This window comes from Xanthomarina sp. F2636L (assembly GCF_026410195.1).
In the GTDB taxonomy this organism is placed as follows: Bacteria; Bacteroidota; Bacteroidia; order Flavobacteriales; family Flavobacteriaceae; genus Xanthomarina.
Map to the genome: position 1 here is coordinate 475,896 of NZ_JAPMLM010000069.1, position 21,100 is coordinate 496,995.

Consider the following 21,100-nt stretch of genomic DNA (forward strand, 5'->3'; position numbering starts at 1 on the left):
ATTTTTCATCAAATATAAATTTAATAATGACAAGTAGATATCGCGTTGCAGGTACCACCTGTAATAACTATAAAGAAGCAATTATAGAAACCTTCCTGAAGTTAAAAAAACATTTTAAGACTGAATTGGTTTCATATAATATTCCAAAAACTAAACTTATTGAAAACAGCATCATACTAGCTGTAGCAACTAGTAAGGAGACTAATACTGTTCAGTTATGAGAAAAATAGTAATATTATTAGCTTTTCTTCCTGTATTATCTTTTTCTCAAGATAAAATTAAAGGAATGATTATGGAAGTAAACGAAGCAAATAAACACATTCCTGTAACAGGAGCTAACGTATATTGGTTGGATACAACCGTTGGAACTGTAACCGATTTTGATGGAAAATTCACCATTCCATATAAACCCGATTATAAAAAACTGGTTATTAGTTTTGTTGGATATAAAACGGATACAATATCTGTAAAAAACACCGATCATATTCACCATTTACTAGAACCTACCAGCAGTTTGGACGAGGTAGTTGTAAAATCCAGAAAGCAAACAACAGCTAAATCTTATTTATCGTCTCAAAACGTGATGAATATAAGTAGTGATGAGCTTTTAAAAGCGGCCTGCTGTAATCTTTCAGAGAGTTTTGAAACCAATCCATCTATAGACGTCAATTTTGCAGATGCTGTTTCTGGAACCAAACAAATTAAAATGTTAGGATTAACAAGTCCGTATATTTTAATAACTACAGAAAACATTCCATCCATCCGTGGAGCTTCTCAGGCTTATGGTTTGAGTTTTATTCCTGGAACCTGGGTAGAAAGTATCCAAATTACTAAAGGTGGTGGGAGTGTTGTAAATGGTTACGAAAGTATTGCCGGACAAATTAATGCTGAATTGGTAAAGCCAAAAACGGATAGTCCACTGTTTGTAAATGTCTATGCAGGCAGCAATGAAAGACTGGAACTAAATACACATTTAAATACCAAAGTTTCGGATAAATGGGATACAGGTTTGTACATTCATGGAAATATCCACAATAAAAAACACGATGTAAATAAGGATGGTTTTATGGATATGCCTATCTATAATCAGATTAATTTAATGAATCGTTGGCAATACACCAACCCAGAAAAAGGCCTGGTAAGTTTTATTAATGTGAAATACCTAAATGATGGAAAACAAACAGGACAACTAGATTTTAATCCTGATACCGATAAGCTTACAACCAATGCATGGGGAAGTGAAATAGATACCCAGCGTTTTGAAGCAGCAGCTAAATTGGGCTATGTAAATACAAATATTCCTTATCAAAGTATGGGTTTACAGGCTGCCTTTAGTTGGCATGAGCAAGAATCCTATTTTGGATTAAATGTTTATGATATTGTCCACAATAGTTTGTATGCAAATGCTGTTTACAATACTATTATTAGCGATTCAAGGCATAAGGTTAAAACCGGATTGAGTTATTCCTACGATCATTATAACGAATTGGTAAACACCACGGAATACGGGCGAACTGAGTCTTCACTTGGTGGCTTTTTTGAATATAATTACGATAATTTAGATGAACTAAATGTTACAGCAGGCGTGAGAGTAGATTATCACAATTTATTCGGTGTTTTTGTAACGCCAAGAGTACATGCTCGTTATTCTCCTTGGGAGAAATCGGCTTTAAAAGCATCTGTTGGAAGAGGAAAACGCAGTGCTAATATTTTTACAGAAAACCAAAATATGTTTGCAACGTCCAGGGTTATAAATATTTTGAATTCTGGAGGAGATATTTATGGGCTTGATCCAGAAATAGCATGGAATTATGGAATCTCTTTCTTGCAAGGCTTTAATCTGTTTGGTAAAAAAGCAGATGTGGCTGTAGATTTTTATAGAACCGATTTTCAAAATCAAGTGGTGGTAGATTATGAAAATCCGCAAGCTGTTAATTTTTATAATTTAAAAGGAGAAAGTTATGCAAATAGCTTTCAATTTGAATTTAATTATAATGTATTTACGCATTTCGATGTACGAATGGCCTATAAATTCTACGATGTAAAAACCGAATATATGTCTGGGAAATTAGAAAATCCGTTAACCCCTCAACATCGTTTGTTTGCAAATGCTTCTTACCAAACGCATGTTAAATCCAATGGAGCTAACTGGAAGTTTGACGCCACTTATAATTGGTTGAGCAAACAACGTTATTCCTCAACTTTAACAAATCCTATAGAATACCAAGTGGCAGAATACTCGCCAACAGTTGGAACACTAAATGCTCAAATAACAAAAGTGTTTTCTCCTAAATTTGAAATATATTTTGGAGGAGAAAATATGACAGATGTTAGACAAGAAAACCCTATTTTAGCAGCAGATGATCCTTTTGGCTCCTTTTTTGATACTACTTTTGTGTACGGACCAGTATTTGGAAGTACGTATTATGCAGGATTAAGATTTAAAATTCAATAATTAAACAAGAACAACCTAAAATAAATATTATGAAAAAACTAGGAATATTATTAGTCATGCTTATTGGTATGACAGCTTTTTCGCAAGACAAAAACGCAAGAGCTACCATGGATGTAGATGGAGTTTGCAACATGTGTAAAGAGCGAATTGAAAAAGCTTGTATTAAAACTAAAGGTGTGAAATCGGCTGTGTGGAATGTTAGTACGCATGAGTTGAGCCTTATTTATGATGAGCGTAAAACCGATTTAAAAACTATTGAAAACAATATTGCAGCTGTTGGACACGATACTAAAAATGTGGTAGCAACAGAAGAGGCATATAATAGTGTACACGACTGCTGTAAGTATCGTGATGAAAAAGTGGTAGATGATCATAAAGATGATTAGTAATATTTAATTATATAAAAAGCCTAAACGAAAGTTTAGGCTTTTTTAGTTTTGAGAATTGTCTTTAAAAAGCGTAACTTAGAATAACTTTTAAAAATTATATAAGATGGATAGAATCTTAATTTATTCAGGAAACTCTCAAGTACTAGTATCGGGAATTAAAAATGTTCTCGACGAGACAGGAATAACTTATTACGAAATCAATAAATCAGACTCCTCTTATCCTGGAATTCTTGGTGAAATCAAAATTTTCGTTGATGAAACAGATGGGTTAAAAGCAAAAGCTCTTATTGCAGATATTTTGGAATAGATAACAATAAAAAAAACTATTTTAGCAGAAAAACGGCCCAAGCAAATGTGTGGGCTTTTATATAAAACGGAACGTATTAACTAACCAAATTTCATGAAAAATCTCCTATTTATTATTACTTGTTCATTTTTTTTTAATACCTATTCTCAAACCGATTTTATAATAACGGTTAACAACCAATCGCAAGAAATTGCGTTAGATGAAGATTATGAGTTTAATATTGATGGAAAAACCATTCGTATTTCGGTAAAAGAGAAAGACACCTTATTATATAATGATACATTTTATAATTTTAAATACTCTAAAAGACACAAAGTATCTAAAACACAACTGGATGAAGGAATTGAACAAATTATGCTGATGACAGCGAGTGGTTCTGGAATAATTATTCAAAAATATGATGCTTTTGACCCTACCATGCTGCAAGAAATGATGTTGAATGAAGTAACAAAAGAAAGCGTTTCTTATGGTTATACTTTAGAACGAAAAGATTATAACAAAACTTTAAAATCTGGTGAAGAACTTAAAATTCTAAAAGCCGAATTAGAATATAAAGGTGAAATAGAGGTCTATGAAGTTTCTGCTGTTGGTAGAAAAGATGAAGGAATTCTCATCATGACTATGAATCTAGGTGGTGATGTAGATAGCGATGGCGAGAATATGATAAACCTTCTCTGGGACACAATGACTCTTAACTAATCATTTTAAAAAATACGGAAACAAAAAACGCCCCAATCTTTTGAGGCGTTTTTTTATTGTTTACATGGCAATTCACCATTTGGCTAACTTAATTATTTTAAAGTTACATCATGCCAGGCATTCCGCCGCCGCCACCCATAGGAGGCATGGCAGGAGTATCTTCTTTAATTTCTATTAATGCGCATTCTGTGGTAAGGATCATTCCTGCAACTGAAGCTGCATTTTCCAATGCAATACGAGTTACTTTCTTAGGATCAATAATTCCAGCTTTAAGCATGTCTACATAAGTCTCAGTTTTGGCATCAAATCCAAAAGCACCTTTTCCTTCCATAACTTTAGCAACAACCACGCTACCTTCTCCACCAGCATTTTCAACAATGGTACGTAAAGGAGCTTCAATAGCACGAGCTACAATTTGAATTCCAGTGACTTCGTCTAGATTTTCAGTTGTAATTTTTTCTAACAGAGATTTTGCTCTAACTAAAGCAACACCACCTCCAGAAACAATACCTTCTTCAACAGCTGCTCTTGTAGCATGTAAAGCATCGTCTACTCGGTCTTTTTTCTCTTTCATTTCAACTTCACTGGCAGCACCAACATAAAGCACAGCAACCCCACCAGCTAATTTAGCTAAACGTTCTTGAAGCTTTTCTTTATCGTAATCGCTTGTAGTTGTATCTATTTGAGCTTTAATTTGGTTGACTCTTGCCTTAATATCTGCTGCTTTTCCAGAACCATTAACTATGGTTGTGTTGTCTTTATCGATAGTTACTGTTTCTGCAGTACCTAACATGCTTAAATCGGCATTTTCAAGAGAGAAACCTCTTTCTTCAGAAATAACCACACCACCAGTTAAGATAGCAATATCTTCTAACATGGCTTTACGTCTGTCTCCAAATCCTGGAGCCTTTACTGCTGCAATTTTTAATCCGCCACGTAATTTATTTACCACTAAAGTAGCTAAGGCTTGACCATCTACATCTTCAGCAATAATTAATAGAGGACGTCCAGATTGAGCCACCGGTTCTAAAATTGGAAGGATCTCTTGTAAGTTAGAAATCTTTTTATCGAATAGTAAGATATATGGATTTTCTAAATCGGCAATCATTTTATCAGCATCCGTTACAAAGTAAGGAGATAAATATCCTCTGTCAAATTGCATTCCTTCAACTACATCTACGTATGTTTCCATACCTTTTGCTTCTTCAACAGTAATAACACCCTCTTTACCAACTTTACCGAAGGCTTTAGCGATTAATTCTCCAATAGTATCGTCGTTGTTTGCAGAAATTGCAGCAACTTGTTTAATCATCTCTGATGAGTTACCTACTTTTTTAGCTTGTTTTTCAAGATCTTTAGTAATGGTTTCAACAGCTTTGTCTATACCACGTTTTAAATCCATAGGGTTTGCACCAGCAGCTACGTTTCTTAAACCTTCTTTTACTATTGCTTGGGCTAAAACAGTTGCAGTTGTAGTTCCATCACCAGCTAAATCGTTGGTTCTTGATGCTACTTCTTTTACCATTTGAGCTCCCATATTTTCAAGCTCGTTTTCTAATTCTATTTCTTTAGCAACTGTTACTCCGTCTTTGGTTACTTGAGGAGCTCCAAAACTTCTGCTAATAATAACGTTTCTACCTTTTGGTCCTAATGTTACTTTTACTGCATTTGCCAATGCATCGACACCACGTTTTAATCCGTCGCGAGCGTCTATATCAAATTTTATATCTTTTGCCATCGTTATAATTTTTTATTCCTGTCTATGCAGGAAACTATTTGTTTTAATATTATTTTTTGAAAGTTGATTGGTGAGATTCCTGCAACAGCAGGAGTTACAATTATATAATTGCAAGAATATCGCTCTCACGCATCATTAAATAATCTTTTCCTTCAAGTTTAAGTTCGGTTCCGGCGTATTTTCCGTAAAGTACAGTATCACCAACTTTTACAGTCATTGGTTCGTCTTTTGTACCTTTACCCATAGCCATAACTTTACCTTGTTGCGGTTTTTCTTTGGCATTATCAGGAATGATAATTCCAGAAGCTGTTTTAGTTTCTGCTTCTACTGGTTCTATAAGAACACGATCTGCTAAAGGTTTAATGTTTAAGCCCATAGTTATATTGTTTTTTATTTAGTTAATAAATTGTTTACTGCCATTGGAGATTGCTAAAAATGTGCCATTATAGGTTGGCTGACAAATTTTCATTTAAAAAAAAATGCCAACTAAAAATAGTTGGCAAGTTTGATGTTTTATTTAAGACAAAGATTTTACTCTGAATCTGTTTCAGTTTCAGTATTGTTTGCTGGAACTGGAGCAGCTGGTGTTACAGGAACAACCGGTTGTGTAGTTGCTTCAGTATCTAAAGCTTTAGAATCTACTACGCCTGATCCTCTGTTAATAGCCACATTAGAAAGTAAAATTAATACTAACATTAATGTTGCTAAAGTCCAAGTACTTTTGTCTAAGAAATCGGTTGTCTTTTTTACACCACCAAGTTGTTGTGTTCCACCACCACCAAAAGAAGAAGATAATCCTCCACCTTTAGGATTTTGTACCATAATAACTACTACTAGTAAAAAGGCTACAACTACAATTAGTGCTAAAAATATTGTAAACGTACTCATTGTTATTTATTGTTTTGTTCTTGTAATTTTTTTATTGCTTTAATTTGGTCTGCAAAGAAACCACTTTTTTCTGGATATTTCAAACTTAAAATGTTGTAAGATTGAATTGCTTTTTTATAGTTTTTTTGCTCCACATAAATCCTTGCTAAAGTTTCAGTCATGAGTGATTCTGTTTGAATCATTTGTTCCTCAGCTATATTGGCATTATTACTAGTGTGTTGCTGGGGTTTTAACTTTGGGTTTTTGGAGATAAACCTATCTATTAAATCAAACTTTTTATTTCTATCAGATTGAGAATCATCCATAGAAATATTTGTTTCTTTTGTGTTTTTTTCATCAGAATCAAACCTTTCAATAGGTTTAAAACGTGTTAATTTCAACCATTCGTTAAAGGAATGTGTTTCGTTTTGATTAAATTGTAAGGGCTTGCCTAATTGCAAGATAGAATCTGGAGAAGATTTATCTTGTGGTGCCTTCTTATTTAATGTTTCTATATTCTCATTTAAATTGAAGTTAGCTATTTCTTCCTTTTTTACTTTTGGATGAAATAAATTTGGATCCAACACGCCTGTAGTATCTTCAATTTGTTTGTTTAAAGTGTCATCTATAGTCACATTTTTATTTACTGAAATATCCTCAATATCTACAGTGATATCTTTTAAATGTGCTGTGTTTAGTTTTATAAATTGTGAGATTTTATTTTGAAGAAATTCTTCAGAAGTAATAAAATCGAATAAAATACTTCTGTCTGCAGTATAGGCAGCAGTTGTTTTTAATTCTTGATTGTATTTGAAGCTTCCTATGTTTTTTAAACCTTTAAGATATAGAGCTCTAGCCGATTGAAAATATGGAAACTCTTTAGTGATAGCGGATAACGCAGACGTATTCTCATGAGTCGTGTTTTGAGGATTTTGAAGAATTTCTATAAATGTTTCTTGATTCATTAGTTTACCACTTAGCTAAAGTTGCATTAAAAATATCTTGTGTTAGCCTCTCAAAAATTTCCTCAATTGCAGTTACTTTTTGAGTTCCAACAAGGTTGGCGTCTCCCGGATAATCGTAATAGAATGAAAAACGTTGTTCCATATCGTCGTCTTCCTTCTTTTTGTTGTAAAAACGAACGTTTACAGTAATCGTTAGCTTGTTTTGAGCAGCTGTATTATCTGCTGTAGCCGTAGTTGGAGAGATTCTATATTCGGTAATTTCACCTTCGTAAACTAAGTCTCCATTAAAAGTTACTAATTCTAAATTGGTTTGGTTTATAAGCAAATCTTGTAAGGCAAGTGTAAACTGTCTGTCTAAACCAGGTTCTACTAAAATAGCATTATTTTGAAAATAATTAACCTGAAAGGATTTCGTGTTGGCGGGAATGGAAGCTCCAGTAAAAGAGTATGCTCCACAACCTAAAATAGTTAGCGAAATAAGGACTAAAAGAGTAATTTTGAATAATTTCATTGCAAGTATTATAAATCGAATTGCTTTATTTTTCTATATAAGGTGCGTTCGCTAATGCCTAATTCTGCTGCTGCCAATTTGCGTTTCCCATCATGTCGTTCTAAAGATTTTTTTATCAGTTCTAGTTCTTTATCATGTAAAGATAGGGTTTCTTCCTCTTCAATTTCTTCAGCAAAATGATATTTATCTTGAGGTTCAACTTGTGATTCAAAATTGTCATTCGATTTTTCACCAATGGATAAAACTTCTAAATCTTCAATAGTTGCTTCGTCTTCGTCTTCGTCTCCATAAATTTTTTGAATTAACCCTTCATTTTGCTTTTGAACGTCTTTGGCATTACCACTTTTCATAAGTTCCATAGTCAACTTTTTTAAGTCGTTCAAGTCACTTTTCATATCAAATAAAACTTTGTACAAAATTTCACGTTCGTTGCTAAAATCGCTTTCAGACTTTGTGTTACTTACTATGGCTGGTAAATTACTTACTTGATTTGGTAAATACCCATTAAGTGTGGCAGCGCTAATGGTTCTTGTTTGTTCTAAAACCGAAATTTGTTCGGCAACGTTTCGTAATTGTCTGACGTTTCCATTCCATCTAAATTTTAATAAGAGTGCAATGGCTTCGTCTGTTAATTTAATAGTTGGCATTTTATACTTTAGAGCAAAATCGCTAGCAAATTTTCTAAATAATAAATGAATGTCTTCTTTTCTTTCTCTTAAAGGAGGTAAGTGGATTTCAACCGTGCTTAGTCTGTAATATAAATCCTCGCGGAATTTGTCTTTTTTAATAGCATCAAACATGTTTACGTTTGTTGCGGCAACAATACGAACGTTGGTTTTTTGTGTTTGACTAGAGCCTACTTTAATAAATTCGCCGTTTTCTAACACACGAAGTAAACGTACTTGTGTTGTAAGCGGTAATTCGCCAACTTCATCTAGAAAAATAGTACCTCCATCTGCTACTTCAAAATATCCAGAACGTGTTTGTGTGGCACCAGTAAAAGCACCTTTTTCGTGACCAAAAAGTTCACTATCAATAGTTCCTTCAGGAATAGCTCCACAGTTTACAGCAATATATTTACCGTGTTTTCTATGAGATAATTGATGAATGATTTTTGGTATGCTTTCTTTTCCTACTCCAGATTCTCCAGTTACCAATACCGAAATATCAGTAGGAGCAACCTGAATAGCTTTTTCTATGGCACGATTAAGTTTGGCGTCGTTGCCTATAATTCCAAATCTTTGTTTTGTTGCTTGAATGGATTCCATGTTTTTTTAACTATGAATTAAAATGAATAATGAAAAATAATCGATACTAATTTGGAATAATTATTCATTATTCTTTGATAATCCTATGGCTTCTCCTATTAAGGTCGCACTAGTACAATCGGTTATTTTTACATTTACTAAATCGCCAATTTTGTAATTTTCTTTTGGAAAAACAGCCACACTATTTTGCTGGGTTCTTCCAGACCATTCAGCATCAGATTTTTTAGACTCTTTTTCAATTAAAACTTCTACTACAGTATTTAAGTAAGCTTCCGTTTTAATAGCACTATGTTCGCGTTGTCGCTGAACGATTTCTGCCAATCTGCGTTTTTTTACATCTTCAGGAACATCGTCTTCCAATTTACGTTCTGCCATAGTTCCAGGTCTTTCGGAATAGGTGTACATAAAACCAAAATTGTATTTTACATAGTCCAATAAACTTAATGTATCCTGATGGTCTTGCTCTGTTTCTGTTGGAAAACCAGCAATTAAATCCTGACTAATAGCACAGTCTGGAAGAATACGTTTAATATTATCTATTAATGTAAAATATTCTTCACGTGTATGCAAACGGTTCATTTCTTTTAAAATCCTATTGCTTCCACTTTGAACAGGTAAATGAATGTGCTTACAAATGTTCTCGTGTTTCGCCATAGTTTCAATTACGTCTAAAGTTAAATCTTGAGGATTAGAAGTTGAAAAACGAATGCGCATTTTTGGATATGCTTTAGCGCACATGTCTAATAAACCAGAAAAATTAACAGCAGTTGCTTTTTGTAAGTCGCTAGCCTTATCAAAATCTTTCTTTAAGCCTCCACCATACCAAAGGTAGCTATCTACATTCTGGCCTAAAAGGGTGATTTCTTTAAAATCTCTAGCCCAAAGGTCTTTTATTTCTTCTAAAATACTTTGCGGATCACGACTTCTTTCGCGACCTCGAGTAAATGGTACTACACAAAACGTACACATATTATCGCAACCACGAGTAATGGAAACAAATGCAGTTACTCCATTGCTGTTAAGGCGAACTGGCGACACATCTCCATAGGTTTCTTCTTTAGAAAGAATCACATTAATGGCTTCTCTTCCGTCTTCAACTTCTGCCAATAGATTAGGTAAATCTTTATAAGCATCTGGACCTACAACTAAATCAACAATTTTTTCTTCTTCAAGGAATTTGCTTTTTAAGCGTTCTGCCATACAACCTAAAACGCCAACTTTCATTCCTGGATTGGTGCGTTTTACGGCATTGTATTTTTCTAAACGTTTTCTAATGGTTTGTTCGGCCTTGTCCCGAATGGAGCAGGTATTGACTAGAACCAAATCGGCGTCTTCAAGAGTTTGGGTTGTGTTGTACCCTTGGTCTGAAAGAATGGAAGCTACAATCTCACTATCGCTAAAATTCATGGCACAGCCGTAACTTTCTATATAAAGTTTGCGTGTGTTTTGTTTTTTATTTTCTAAAACTAAGCTTTCGCCTTGTTTGCTTTCGTCAATAACCTTTTCCATATTTAAAATAAAAACTATTTTAAGTCAATTTTCATGCCTGCTAAAAGAAGCAAGTGCAAAGATACAATTATTTTAAGAAAAGTGACAAAGTGACATGGTGTTAAAATATCTATTTCTAAATCTAAAATTTAATTACTTTTAAATGCTAATTAAAAAACAAATTAATGACCTACATAGAACTAGAAGCCAGAATTAAAAAAGCAAAACCATTAGACTTTGGAAATCTTATTAATGATGTTCTAGAATTGTTTAAAAAGATCTGGCTAAAAGGATTTTTAACTATTTTGTTAATTGTAACTTCTGCACTTTGTTTAATATTTGTTTTTGCACTAATTGGGCTTTCTCCACAAAACGATGCATTCCAAGAGACATTTAATTTAGAAGTTTTCTACGAGACATATTTTTCGAATATTATTTACGGTATTCCACAAACCATATTAGTAAGTACGATAACACTTGCTTTTTTAGGAGCGTTTTATAGAATGTGTAAGCAAACTGTTATGGGAGAGACAGAAGTTGATGATTATTTCTATTTCTTTAAAAAAGTCTATTTCTCAAAAGTATTTATGTTAGGAATTATTTATACTGGAATTGCTGTTTTAGCTCAGCTTTTGTTTATAATTCCGTATTTTTATGTCTATATACCATTATCTTTTTTTTCTGTAGTGCTGGCTCATAACCCAGAATTAGGGGAACTTGATATTGTTAAAATAAGTTTTAAGTTGGGTAATAAAAAGTGGGTTATTACTTTTATAACCATGTTTATTGCCGGTATTTTGGGCATGCTTGGAATAATAGCCTGTGGTATTGGATTATTGTTTACTATGGCCATTGTTTATTTGCCTTCTTTCTTTGTTTACAAAGAAGTAGTTGGATTTCATGAAAATGAAGAGGCTCAAATAGTAGAAAGTCATAACGAGTAAAAAAAATATAAATAACTAAACCAACTATATTATGAATGCTTTTAACAGTTTATTAGAGAAAATAGAAAATTCCACAACATTAGATTTTGGAGATATTTTTAGCGAAAGTATTGAATTGTTTAAAAAAGTATGGGTACAAGGTTTGGTTATGCTCTTATTAATGATGGTTATACTAATCCCTTTTTATTTAATGATGTATTTGCCATTAACAGGAATGGGTATTCTAGATTCGTATCAAGATACTAGTGATATCAACCCAATATTAATGATTCCTTTTTTTATTTTTATTTTCATTTTTTCAATTGTGGCAATGGTTATTTCTTTTGGAATGAAAGCGTCTTTTTACAGAATTTGTAAGCATAAAGATTTGAATATAGCTGGTTCTGATGATTATTTCTATTTTTTAAAAAAACCATATTTAGGAAAAGTTATAGCTTTATCCCTGATGACTTTTGGAATTTCGCTTGTCTCCATGTTGCTATGTGTCTTGCCTCTTATTTATGCTATTGTGCCAATAACTCTAGTCAATGTTATTTTTGCATTTAATCCAGATATGTCTGCTTCAGAGATTATAAAAGCAGGATTTAAGCTAGGACATAAAAAATGGTTATTAACCTTTGGATTAATTGTTGTTTCTGGAATTTTAGCTGAATTGGTTGGGATGCTTATGTGCTTTGTTGGAATATTTGTTACAGTCTCATTTGCTTATATACCAGTTTATTTTGTTTATAAAGGAGCTGTAGGGTTTAACGATTCTGTTGAGGTAGATAACGTTCCAAACTAATTTTATAAATAAGACAATCCCCGAACTTTTTATAGTTAAAAGCAAAAAAATATCGATAAAAAGCACCTGAATAATTTATTAATTAGGTAGATAAATTTTTTTTCACATACATTTGTAGCCTTAAAAAATCATAAATGGCGAAGAATTTAGTAATAGTAGAGTCACCAGCAAAGGCTAAAACCATAGAAAAATTCCTTGGAAAAGATTTCAAGGTGGAGTCTAGTTTTGGACATATTGCAGACTTGCCTTCAAAAGAATTAGGAGTAGATGTAGATGGAGATTTTAAACCAAAATACGAGGTTTCCAAAGATAAAAAAGCAGTAGTAAAGAAATTAAAGGACTTAGCTAAAAAAGCCGAAATGGTTTGGTTAGCAAGTGATGAGGATCGAGAAGGAGAAGCAATTGCATGGCATTTAGCAGAATCTTTAAACCTAGATAAAGAGAAAACAAAGCGTATTGTTTTTCATGAAATTACAAAAGCTGCTATTCAAAAAGCCATTGAAAACCCAAGAGGTATCGATTACGATTTGGTAGATGCACAACAAGCACGTCGTGTATTAGATAGAATAGTTGGTTATGAATTGTCTCCAGTGCTTTGGAGAAAAGTAAAAGGAGGTCTTTCGGCTGGGCGTGTACAATCTGTTTCTGTAAGATTAATAGTAGAACGTGAGCGAGACATTCAGAATTTTAACCCTGAAGCATCTTATAGAATAGATGCCGAATTTTCTAACGAAGAAGGCCAGGCGTTTAAAGCTAAGTTGCCTAAGAATTTTGGAGCAAAAAACGAAGCTCAAGCATTTTTAGAAAAAAATGCAACGGCCAGTTTTAAGGTTTCAGACTTAGAAAAAAAACCAGCTAAAAAATCGCCAGCTGCACCATTCACAACATCAACTTTACAGCAAGAAGCATCTAGAAAATTATATTTCTCAGTAAGTAAAACCATGACTTTAGCACAGCGTTTGTACGAAGCAGGTTTAATAACTTATATGAGAACAGATAGTGTGAACCTGTCTGATGAAGCTAGAAAAGGAGCACAAGCAGAAATTGAAAGTGCATATGGTTCTAAATTTAGTAAACCTCGAAATTATAAAGGAAAATCTAAAGGTGCTCAAGAAGCGCATGAGGCCATTCGTCCAACAGATTTTACACTCCATTCAGTAGATATCGATAGAGATCAAGCCAGGTTGTACGATTTAATTTGGAAACGTGCTATTGCTTCACAAATGAGTGATGCCGAATTAGAAAGAACGAATGTAAAAATTAGCGCTTCAACTCATAAAGAGCTTTTTACAGCAAATGGAGAGGTTATTACTTTTGAAGGATTCTTAAAAGTGTATCTTGAAGGGACAGATGATGAAGATTCTGAACAAGAAGGGATGTTACCAGCCATGAAAGCTAACGAGACACTTATCAATAATTACATAACAGCTACAGAACGTTATACACGTGCACCTTATAGATATACAGAAGCTTCTTTAGTAAAGCAACTGGAAGAATTAGGTATTGGTAGACCGTCTACGTATGCGCCAACTATTTCAACTATTCAAAATAGAAATTATGTTGAAAAAGGTTCTGTTGAAGGAGTTGAAAGAGATTATTCTCAGTTAACATTAAAGAACGGACAAGTAAAAGATAAGGTGTTAACCGAAAAAGTGGGTTCTGATAAAGGAAAATTGGTACCAACAGATATTGGAATGATTGTCACCGACTTTTTGGTGAATCATTTTGAACATATCTTAGATTATAATTTTACAGCTAAAGTTGAGGAGGATTTTGATGATATTGCTGAAGGGAAAGTAGATTGGACAAAAATGATGAAAGATTTTTATAAAGACTTTCATCCAGTAGTAGAAGATGTTCAAGAAAATGCTGACAGAGAATCTGGTGAAAGAATTCTTGGAAAAGATCCAAAATCAGGAAAGCAAGTTAGTGTGCGTTTAGGGAAATTTGGACCTATGGTTCAAATAGGAACTGTAGACGACGAAGAAAAACCAACTTTTGCAAGTTTATCTCCAGACCAACAACTAAATACCATTACCTTTGAGGAAGCTATGGATTTGTTTCAGCTTCCAAAAGACCTAGGAGTTTATGAGGGGGAAGAGGTTCAGGTAAATAACGGACGTTTTGGGCCATATGTAAAATTTGGCAAAACGTATGTGTCTTTGCCAAAAGGTGTTGATCCTTTAAGTGTAGAATTAGAAGACGCTATTGTTTTAATCAAAGAAAAACAAAAGGCAGATGCTCCTATATATATGTATCAAGATTTGCCTGTACAAAAAGGTAAAGGGCGTTTTGGGCCATTTATTAAATGGAACAACATGTTTATTAATGTGAATAAAAAATACGATTGGGATAACTTATCAGATACAGATATTGTAACACTTATTGAAGAAAAAATTCAAAAAGAGATAGATAAGGTTATTCACCATTGGGAAGAAGAAGGTATTAAAGTTGAAAAAGCACGTTGGGGAAGACACAATATTATACAAGGGAAAACAAAAATTGAATTGCCTAAAACTGTGGACGTGTCCGAAATGACTTTAGAAGAAGTTAAAGCTATAATCGAAGAAAAAGCGCCAAAGAAAAAAGCAACAAAAAAGAAAGCTGTTAAAAAGAAAACAACTTCTAAAAAGAAATAATCAATTAAATACAATAAGAATCACTAAATGAACTTTAACTTTCTTTCTCCTGTTTCCGATACGGTACTTGCTCATAACGAGCTGTTATCTCAGCAAACATTGGGAAAAAAAATCAAAATTCATTCTAAGCAAGAAGGTGTTCCAGAATTAGAGGATGTTCAATTGGCTATTATAGGTGTTTTAGAAACTAGAAACAATGTTAATTATATAGGTGAAGAATTTGATTTAAATGAAATTAGAAAATCACTTTATTCTCTTTTTCCAGGAAATTGGCATAAAACCATTGCAGATTTAGGAGATATTAATAAAGGAGAATCTGTTGAGGATACGTATTTTGCATTAAAAACAACCATAACTATTTTAGTTCAAAAAAACATCATCCCAATTATTATAGGAGGAAGTCAAGATTTAACCTATGCCAATTATCGTGCTTATGATGCCTTAGCTCCAATGGTTAATATTGTTAATGTAGATTCTAAATTTGATATTGGAGATTCAGCTAAACCAATTAAGAATGATAGTTTTGTTGGAAAAATTATATTAGATCAGCCCTACAACTTATTTAATTATGCAACTGTAGGCTATCAAACCTATTTCAATTCGCAAGAGGAAATAGATTTAATGGACAAATTATATTTCGAATCATATAGGTTAGGTCAGGTTTCAAAAGATATCACCATTGTAGAACCTGTAATGAGAGATGCTAATATAGTAAGTATCGATTTGAATGCTTTAAAAGCATCTGAAGTTAGTGCCAGACAAAAAACATCACCAAATGGTTTAGATGGAAAAGAAATCTGTGCTATTTCTAGATACGCAGGTATAAGTAATAAGGTGTCTTCAATAGGTATATATGAATACAAGCCCTCTAAAGACGATTCAATAACGTCTATGTTGGTGGCGCAAATTATCTGGTACTTTGTTGAAGGAGTCAATTTTAGAGTTAAAGACGACGATTTTTTAAATGATGATAGCTATCAGAAGTTCATTACCTTGGTAGAAGAGCAAGAACTTGTGTTTTATAAAAGTGTTAAAACACAACGTTGGTGGATAGAAATTCCTTTTTTATCAGAAATAAATACTAAATTAAAAAGACATACGTTATTACCATGCATGCACCAAGATTATTTAGATGCATGTAATAATAAGTTGCCAGATAGATGGTATAAAGCCTTTCAAAAAAATTGTGTATAGTGAAAATGTTAAATAACATGTATTTCATCGTTGAAGCGCACATTTTTTACGATGAAGCGTAATTTTTTTTAAAAAAAAGTTGTTTTTTAAAAAATATATAGATATGTTTACGCTCTTAAAATTTTTAAGACACAAAATTAAATTATTAACCTCGAGTTTTCTATGGATATGAAGAAGTTTATTTTATTAACCGCAGTTTTAGCATTACTTGTCAGTTGTGGCTCTGGAGACAGGGGTCAATTAGTAGGTGTTAAAGGGAAGAAGTGGCATCCAGAAAAGCCTTATGGTATGGAATTAGTACCAGGTGGAGCTTTTATTATGGGTAAAGCAGACGATGATCTTGCTGGCATTAACGATGCGCCTTCAAAAACAGTAACTGTTAGATCATTCTATATGGACGCGACAGAAATTACAAATAGCGAATATCGTCAATTTGTAAATTGGGTAAGAGATTCTACTATTAGAACCAAATTAGCAATTCTTGCTGATGAGATTGGTGAAACTCCTGGAAATGGAGGGATTGGAGAATACGCTTTTAGAGATTCAGATCCTGAGAACATGACTGTGTACGAAAAGTACATGTACGATAACTATAGTGGTTTAGGACCAACTGGTTACGAGGGAAGAAAACTAAATCATGATATTGATATTGTTTTTGATACAGGAGATTATCCAGACGAATATTACGCTGAGGTAATGGATACTATGTATATTCCTTTAGAGGAGTCTTATAATGGACAAAGAACTTGGGATGTGACTAAATTCAAATTCCAATATTCTTATATGGACATCCAAAAAGCTGCTAAAGACAGATCTTTAAAAAGAAAAGATGTCATTGTTAAGGAAGAGGTTGAAATTTATCCAGATACAACTACCTGGATTAGAGACTTTGCTTATTCTTATAATGAGCCAATGCATAACGATTATTTCTGGCATGATGCTTATGGGGATTATCCTGTAGTTGGTGTGTCTTGGACACAAGCTAAAGCATTTTGTCAATGGAGAACATTATACCATAATGCGTATAGAAAAGAAAGAAAACAACACTTTGTAAACTCTTACAGATTACCTTCTGAAGCAGAATGGGAATATGCTGCAAGAGGAGGTCTTCAAGCTGCAACGTATCCTTGGGGTGGACCTTATACTAAAAATGATAGAGGATGTTTTATGGCTAACTTTAAGCCTTTAAGAGGAGATTATGCTGCAGATCAAGCATTATATACTGTTGAAGCTAAGTCTTACGATCCAAACGATTTTAACTTGTATAATATGGCTGGTAACGTTTCAGAGTGGGTAAGCGCATCTTATGATCCTTCTTCTTACGAATATGTGTCTACTATTAACCCAAGTGTTAACGATGTAAATAACAAACGTAAAGTTGTTCGTGGAGGTTCTTGGAAAGATGTAAAATACTATTTACAAGTAAGTTCTAGAGATTACGAATATGCAGATTCAGCTAGAAGTTATATCGGATTTAGAACTGTTCAAGATTATATGGGAACAGAAGTAACTAAAAATTCAACAACAAATTAATACCATTAAATAACCAAAATAAATTATTATTAATCTACTTTAAGTAGTAACTTAAACTTAACTAAAAAAACTAAAATTATGGCACAATCAAGAGCATTTAAGAAATTTATGGTAATGTCTTACGGATTTGGAGCATCCATTGTAATCGTTGGAGCTTTATTCAAGATTATTCACTTCGAACTAGGACCTTTAACCGGTAATGTTATGTTAACTATTGGTCTAGTTGCAGAGGCTATTGTATTTGCTATCTCAGCTTTTGAACCTGTTGATGACGAATTAGACTGGTCATTAGTATATCCAGAATTATCTGGTGGTCAAGGATTTTCTAAAAATCAAGAACAACCAAAAGATGCTGAAGGATTACTTTCTAAAAAATTAGATAACTTATTAAAAGATGCTAAAATAGATGCAGAATTAATGACAAGCCTAGGTGATAGCATTAAAAATTTCGAAGGCGCTGCTAAAGGAATCAGCCCAACGGTAGATTCTATTGCTGCTACTAAAAAATATGGTGAAGAATTATCTTTAGCTGCTGCACAAATGGAATCTTTAAACAGTCTATATAAAGTACAGTTAGATAGTGTTAATCGTCAAGCTACTATTAATGAAGAAGCTGTTGAAAATGCAACTAAATTAAAAGAGCAAATGCAATCTTTAGCATCTAACTTATCATCATTAAACGGTGTTTATGGAGGAATGTTATCTGCAATGAACAAAAACTAATTAGTTGAAAAAACTAAATTTAATTCAACAATTAACTTACTAAACTGATTAGAAATGGCAGGAGGAAAATTATCTGCAAGGCAGAAAATGATTAACTTGATGTATTTAGTGTTTATAGCAATGCTAGCACTTAATATGTCGAAAGAAGTGCTATCGGCATTTGGATTAATGAATGAAAAGTTAACCGAATCTAACGAAGCAGCAACAGAAAGAAACAGTGCGTTTATGCAAGGTTTAGCAGAAAAAGTTTCTGAACAACCAACAAAATATCAACCTTTAAAGGAACAGGCAGACCAAATAAGTTCTTTAGCGAATAACTTTAATACGTATTTACAAGAGCTAAAAGGAAATATGACTGCAACTGTCGATAACCCACAAGATTATGAGGTTATGGACAAAGGAGATTACCTTGATAATCTCTTTTTTAAAGGAGATAAATTAAAACCAGAAGGACAAGAATTTTTAAACCAAATTGCTACATTTAGAGATGGAGTAGTAGAAGTGTTGTCTAAAAATCCGGATATGGCTGGGATTGCAGAAGATGTAAAAGAAAAATTTGAAACAGATGATGTTAAACGTGGCGCAGGAACTGTAGGTTGGTTAGATCATAACTTTAAAGGATTTCCATTAGTAGCATCATTAACTAAAATGACTCAGTTACAAGCAGACGTTAAAACTACAGAATCTGAGGTTTTATCTTCTATGTTAGCTGGAAAATTAAAAGTTGAAGCTTCATTAACAAACTTTGACGCGATTGTCGTGCCAAGTAAAACAGCTTTCTTCTCTGGAGAAAACTTTACAGGAACTATTATTTTAGGTAAAAAAGATAATACATTACAAGCTGATAAGGTGGTAATTAATGGTACAGAGTTACCTAAAGAATCTATGCAAGCTGGTAAAACTATTTTAGACTTCCCAGCAGGTGCTGTTGGAGAAAGAGAAATTACTGGTGAATTCCAATTTAAAGAAGGAGATTCAATTATATCTATTCCAGTAAAGTCTACATATGCAGTAGTGCCTAAACCAAATTCAGCAACTATTTCTGCTGATAAAATGAATGTGGTTTATCGTGGTGTAACAAACCCAATGACCATTTCTTTCGCTGGTATTTCAGATAACAATGTATCTGCAAGTGCGCCAGGTTTAAGTAAAGGTTCAGGAGTTGGTAAATACAACATGAAACCAGGTACAGGTAGAGAGCTTACTATTAATGTTACAGGTACATTACCTGACGGCTCTAAAGTAAGCGATAAAGCAACTTTTAGAATTAAAGATATTCCAAAACCAACAGGAACAATAAGTGGACAAGATGGAATTGTAAAATTACCACGTAACTCTGTTGAAATATCTACTATTGGTGCTATGCTAGACGATTTTGATTTTGAATTACCAATTCAAGTTACATCGTTTAAATTTAAAGTGCCAGGACAGCCATCTGTCTCTGTAAATGGAACTAAATTAAATTCTCAAGCAAAAAATGCTTTACGTAAAGCTAGACGTGGAGATCAAGTTTCAATATTTGATATTAAAGCACAAATTAGAGGAAATGCTTCTTACAAATTAAAAGGAGTTTCAGCTGTTATTGTTGAGATAGCAAACTAATAGAAATTATCATCTTACGTGATAAGCCCTAATAAATAAAATTAAAAAGATGAAGTATAAAAGTTTTTTATTAACCGTTTTAAGCATATCGTTTGTATCTGCTTCCTTTTCGCAGGCTAACATTTTAAATGCTAAAAGCCCTGAACAAATTGGTGTAAGAACCGAAGCTCAGAAAGAAGTGGATAACGACAAGCCATTGGAATATGGTTATGTGGACGATAGAGACATTATGTTTTCTAAAATGACTTGGGAAAGAGTGGTTTTAGACGAACGTGTTAATTTTCCATTATACTATCCAGTGGACACCAATAATATTGGTAAAGAAAGACGTTCTTTATTTGATGTCCTTTGGAAAAATATAAAAGATGGTAATATTGAAAATATTTATGACGATTCTTATTTTACAACCAAACGTACATTAAAAGATATTCGTTCGGCCATGTCTAAAGTAGATACTCTGGATATTGGATATGAACAATTTAATGCTGATGGATATGTAGATCCAGAATATATTATAAAACGTGATATTACCTCATACGATATTAGTGCTTATTTGATTAAAGGATTATGGTATTTTGATAAGCGTCAAGCAGAATTAAAGTATAGACTTCTTGGGATAGCTCCTGCAGCTCCAGATGTTAACTTTATTGATTCTGATGATGAAGCAAACAAAGAACCAATTCCTTTATTCTGGGTATTCTTCCCAGACGCGAGAGATATTTTGCACGAAGCAAAATCGTTTAATAACGAAAATAGTGCAGTGCCTTTTTCCTATGATCACTTATTAAATTCCAGACGTTTTAATGGCTATGTGTATAAAGAAGAAAATGTATATGGAGACCGTAAGGTAACCGAATATATTTCTGAAAATGCTTTAATGCAACTATTAGAATCTGATAGAATTAAAGAGAAGATAAGAAACTTCGAATTAGATATGTGGGCATATTAATTAATGTCTCAGTATAAATATTTAAAACGCTCACTTATGGTGAGC

The 21,100-nt window shown here is 33.1% G+C and carries 20 protein-coding genes; 13 read left to right on the plus strand and 7 right to left on the minus strand.

Annotation, left to right across the window (positions count from 1 at the left end; translation table 11 throughout):
* Positions 1 to 26 precede the first annotated feature (26 nt).
* From OS191_RS13305 to OS191_RS13325, 5 genes are all read left to right on the plus strand, one after another.
* Positions 27 to 221, plus strand: a complete 195-nt coding sequence (locus OS191_RS13305) for a hypothetical protein (RefSeq protein WP_267156205.1) — start codon at positions 27 to 29, stop codon at positions 219 to 221.
* Positions 218 to 2,455 (plus strand): TonB-dependent receptor, encoded by a 2,238-nt coding sequence (locus OS191_RS13310; protein ID WP_267156206.1) that lies wholly within the window; start codon positions 218 to 220, stop codon positions 2,453 to 2,455. Before OS191_RS13305 ends, OS191_RS13310 begins: the two co-directional genes overlap by 4 nt.
* Before the next feature lie 29 nt (positions 2,456 to 2,484).
* Entirely contained in the window at positions 2,485 to 2,841 is a 357-nt protein-coding gene (locus OS191_RS13315; protein ID WP_267156207.1) for a heavy-metal-associated domain-containing protein, read from the plus strand.
* 106 nt (positions 2,842 to 2,947) lie between these two features.
* Positions 2,948 to 3,151 carry a putative signal transducing protein gene (locus OS191_RS13320; protein ID WP_267156208.1) on the plus strand — a complete coding sequence of 68 codons (204 nt, stop codon included), beginning with the start codon at positions 2,948 to 2,950 and terminating at the stop codon, positions 3,149 to 3,151.
* A 93-nt stretch (positions 3,152 to 3,244) separates the two neighbouring features.
* On the plus strand, positions 3,245 to 3,850 hold the full coding sequence (locus OS191_RS13325) for a hypothetical protein (RefSeq protein WP_267156209.1): 606 nt from the start codon (positions 3,245 to 3,247) through the stop codon (positions 3,848 to 3,850).
* A 103-nt stretch (positions 3,851 to 3,953) separates the two neighbouring features.
* Here OS191_RS13325 and groL read toward each other — a convergent pair whose 3' ends face one another.
* The 7 genes from groL to miaB form a co-directional block, all read right to left on the minus strand.
* Positions 3,954 to 5,588 (minus strand): chaperonin GroEL, encoded by a 1,635-nt coding sequence (gene groL, locus OS191_RS13330; protein ID WP_267156210.1) that lies wholly within the window; start codon positions 5,586 to 5,588, stop codon positions 3,954 to 3,956.
* Positions 5,589 to 5,688: 100 nt separating this feature from the next.
* Positions 5,689 to 5,964, minus strand: a complete 276-nt coding sequence (locus OS191_RS13335; protein WP_267156211.1) for a co-chaperone GroES — start codon at positions 5,962 to 5,964, stop codon at positions 5,689 to 5,691.
* A 155-nt stretch (positions 5,965 to 6,119) separates the two neighbouring features.
* Complete coding sequence (gene secG, locus OS191_RS13340) at positions 6,120 to 6,476, minus strand: preprotein translocase subunit SecG (protein WP_267156212.1); 357 nt, start codon at positions 6,474 to 6,476, stop codon at positions 6,120 to 6,122.
* 2 nt (positions 6,477 to 6,478) lie between these two features.
* Positions 6,479 to 7,420 (minus strand): DUF8458 domain-containing protein, encoded by a 942-nt coding sequence (locus OS191_RS13345; protein ID WP_267156213.1) that lies wholly within the window; start codon positions 7,418 to 7,420, stop codon positions 6,479 to 6,481.
* Positions 7,421 to 7,424: 4 nt separating this feature from the next.
* Complete coding sequence (gene lptE, locus OS191_RS13350) at positions 7,425 to 7,931, minus strand: LPS assembly lipoprotein LptE (protein WP_267156214.1); 507 nt, start codon at positions 7,929 to 7,931, stop codon at positions 7,425 to 7,427.
* Positions 7,932 to 7,939: 8 nt separating this feature from the next.
* Positions 7,940 to 9,199 carry a sigma-54 interaction domain-containing protein gene (locus OS191_RS13355; RefSeq protein ID WP_267156215.1) on the minus strand — a complete coding sequence of 420 codons (1,260 nt, stop codon included), beginning with the start codon at positions 9,197 to 9,199 and terminating at the stop codon, positions 7,940 to 7,942.
* A gap of 60 nt (positions 9,200 to 9,259) precedes the next feature.
* Positions 9,260 to 10,708 carry a tRNA (N6-isopentenyl adenosine(37)-C2)-methylthiotransferase MiaB gene (gene miaB / locus OS191_RS13360; protein WP_267156216.1) on the minus strand — a complete coding sequence of 483 codons (1,449 nt, stop codon included), beginning with the start codon at positions 10,706 to 10,708 and terminating at the stop codon, positions 9,260 to 9,262.
* A gap of 164 nt (positions 10,709 to 10,872) precedes the next feature.
* On the opposite strand from miaB, the gene OS191_RS13365 reads away from it, so the two are divergent.
* The 8 genes from OS191_RS13365 (at position 10,873) to porN (ending at position 21,055) form a co-directional block, all read left to right on the plus strand.
* Positions 10,873 to 11,631 carry a hypothetical protein gene (locus OS191_RS13365; RefSeq protein ID WP_267156217.1) on the plus strand — a complete coding sequence of 253 codons (759 nt, stop codon included), beginning with the start codon at positions 10,873 to 10,875 and terminating at the stop codon, positions 11,629 to 11,631.
* A gap of 31 nt (positions 11,632 to 11,662) precedes the next feature.
* Positions 11,663 to 12,415: a hypothetical protein gene (locus OS191_RS13370; RefSeq protein ID WP_267156218.1), complete on the plus strand. Its 753-nt coding sequence runs from the start codon at positions 11,663 to 11,665 to the stop codon at positions 12,413 to 12,415.
* Positions 12,416 to 12,549: 134 nt separating this feature from the next.
* A complete protein-coding gene (gene topA / locus OS191_RS13375; RefSeq protein WP_267156219.1) occupies positions 12,550 to 15,054 on the plus strand; it encodes a type I DNA topoisomerase in 2,505 nt (834 codons plus the stop codon).
* 27 nt (positions 15,055 to 15,081) lie between these two features.
* Entirely contained in the window at positions 15,082 to 16,248 is a 1,167-nt protein-coding gene (locus tag OS191_RS13380) for a formimidoylglutamase (RefSeq protein WP_267156220.1), read from the plus strand.
* A gap of 168 nt (positions 16,249 to 16,416) precedes the next feature.
* On the plus strand, positions 16,417 to 17,781 hold the full coding sequence (gene porK / locus OS191_RS13385) for a T9SS ring complex lipoprotein PorK/GldK (RefSeq protein ID WP_524534358.1): 1,365 nt from the start codon (positions 16,417 to 16,419) through the stop codon (positions 17,779 to 17,781).
* A gap of 78 nt (positions 17,782 to 17,859) precedes the next feature.
* Positions 17,860 to 18,504: a type IX secretion system motor protein PorL/GldL gene (porL, locus tag OS191_RS13390; protein ID WP_267156222.1), complete on the plus strand. Its 645-nt coding sequence runs from the start codon at positions 17,860 to 17,862 to the stop codon at positions 18,502 to 18,504.
* Between the two features lie 54 nt (positions 18,505 to 18,558).
* On the plus strand, positions 18,559 to 20,106 hold the full coding sequence (gene porM, locus OS191_RS13395; RefSeq protein ID WP_267156223.1) for a type IX secretion system motor protein PorM/GldM: 1,548 nt from the start codon (positions 18,559 to 18,561) through the stop codon (positions 20,104 to 20,106).
* Positions 20,107 to 20,155: 49 nt separating this feature from the next.
* On the plus strand, positions 20,156 to 21,055 hold the full coding sequence (gene porN / locus OS191_RS13400; RefSeq protein WP_267156224.1) for a type IX secretion system ring subunit PorN/GldN: 900 nt from the start codon (positions 20,156 to 20,158) through the stop codon (positions 21,053 to 21,055).
* Positions 21,056 to 21,100 lie beyond the last annotated feature (45 nt).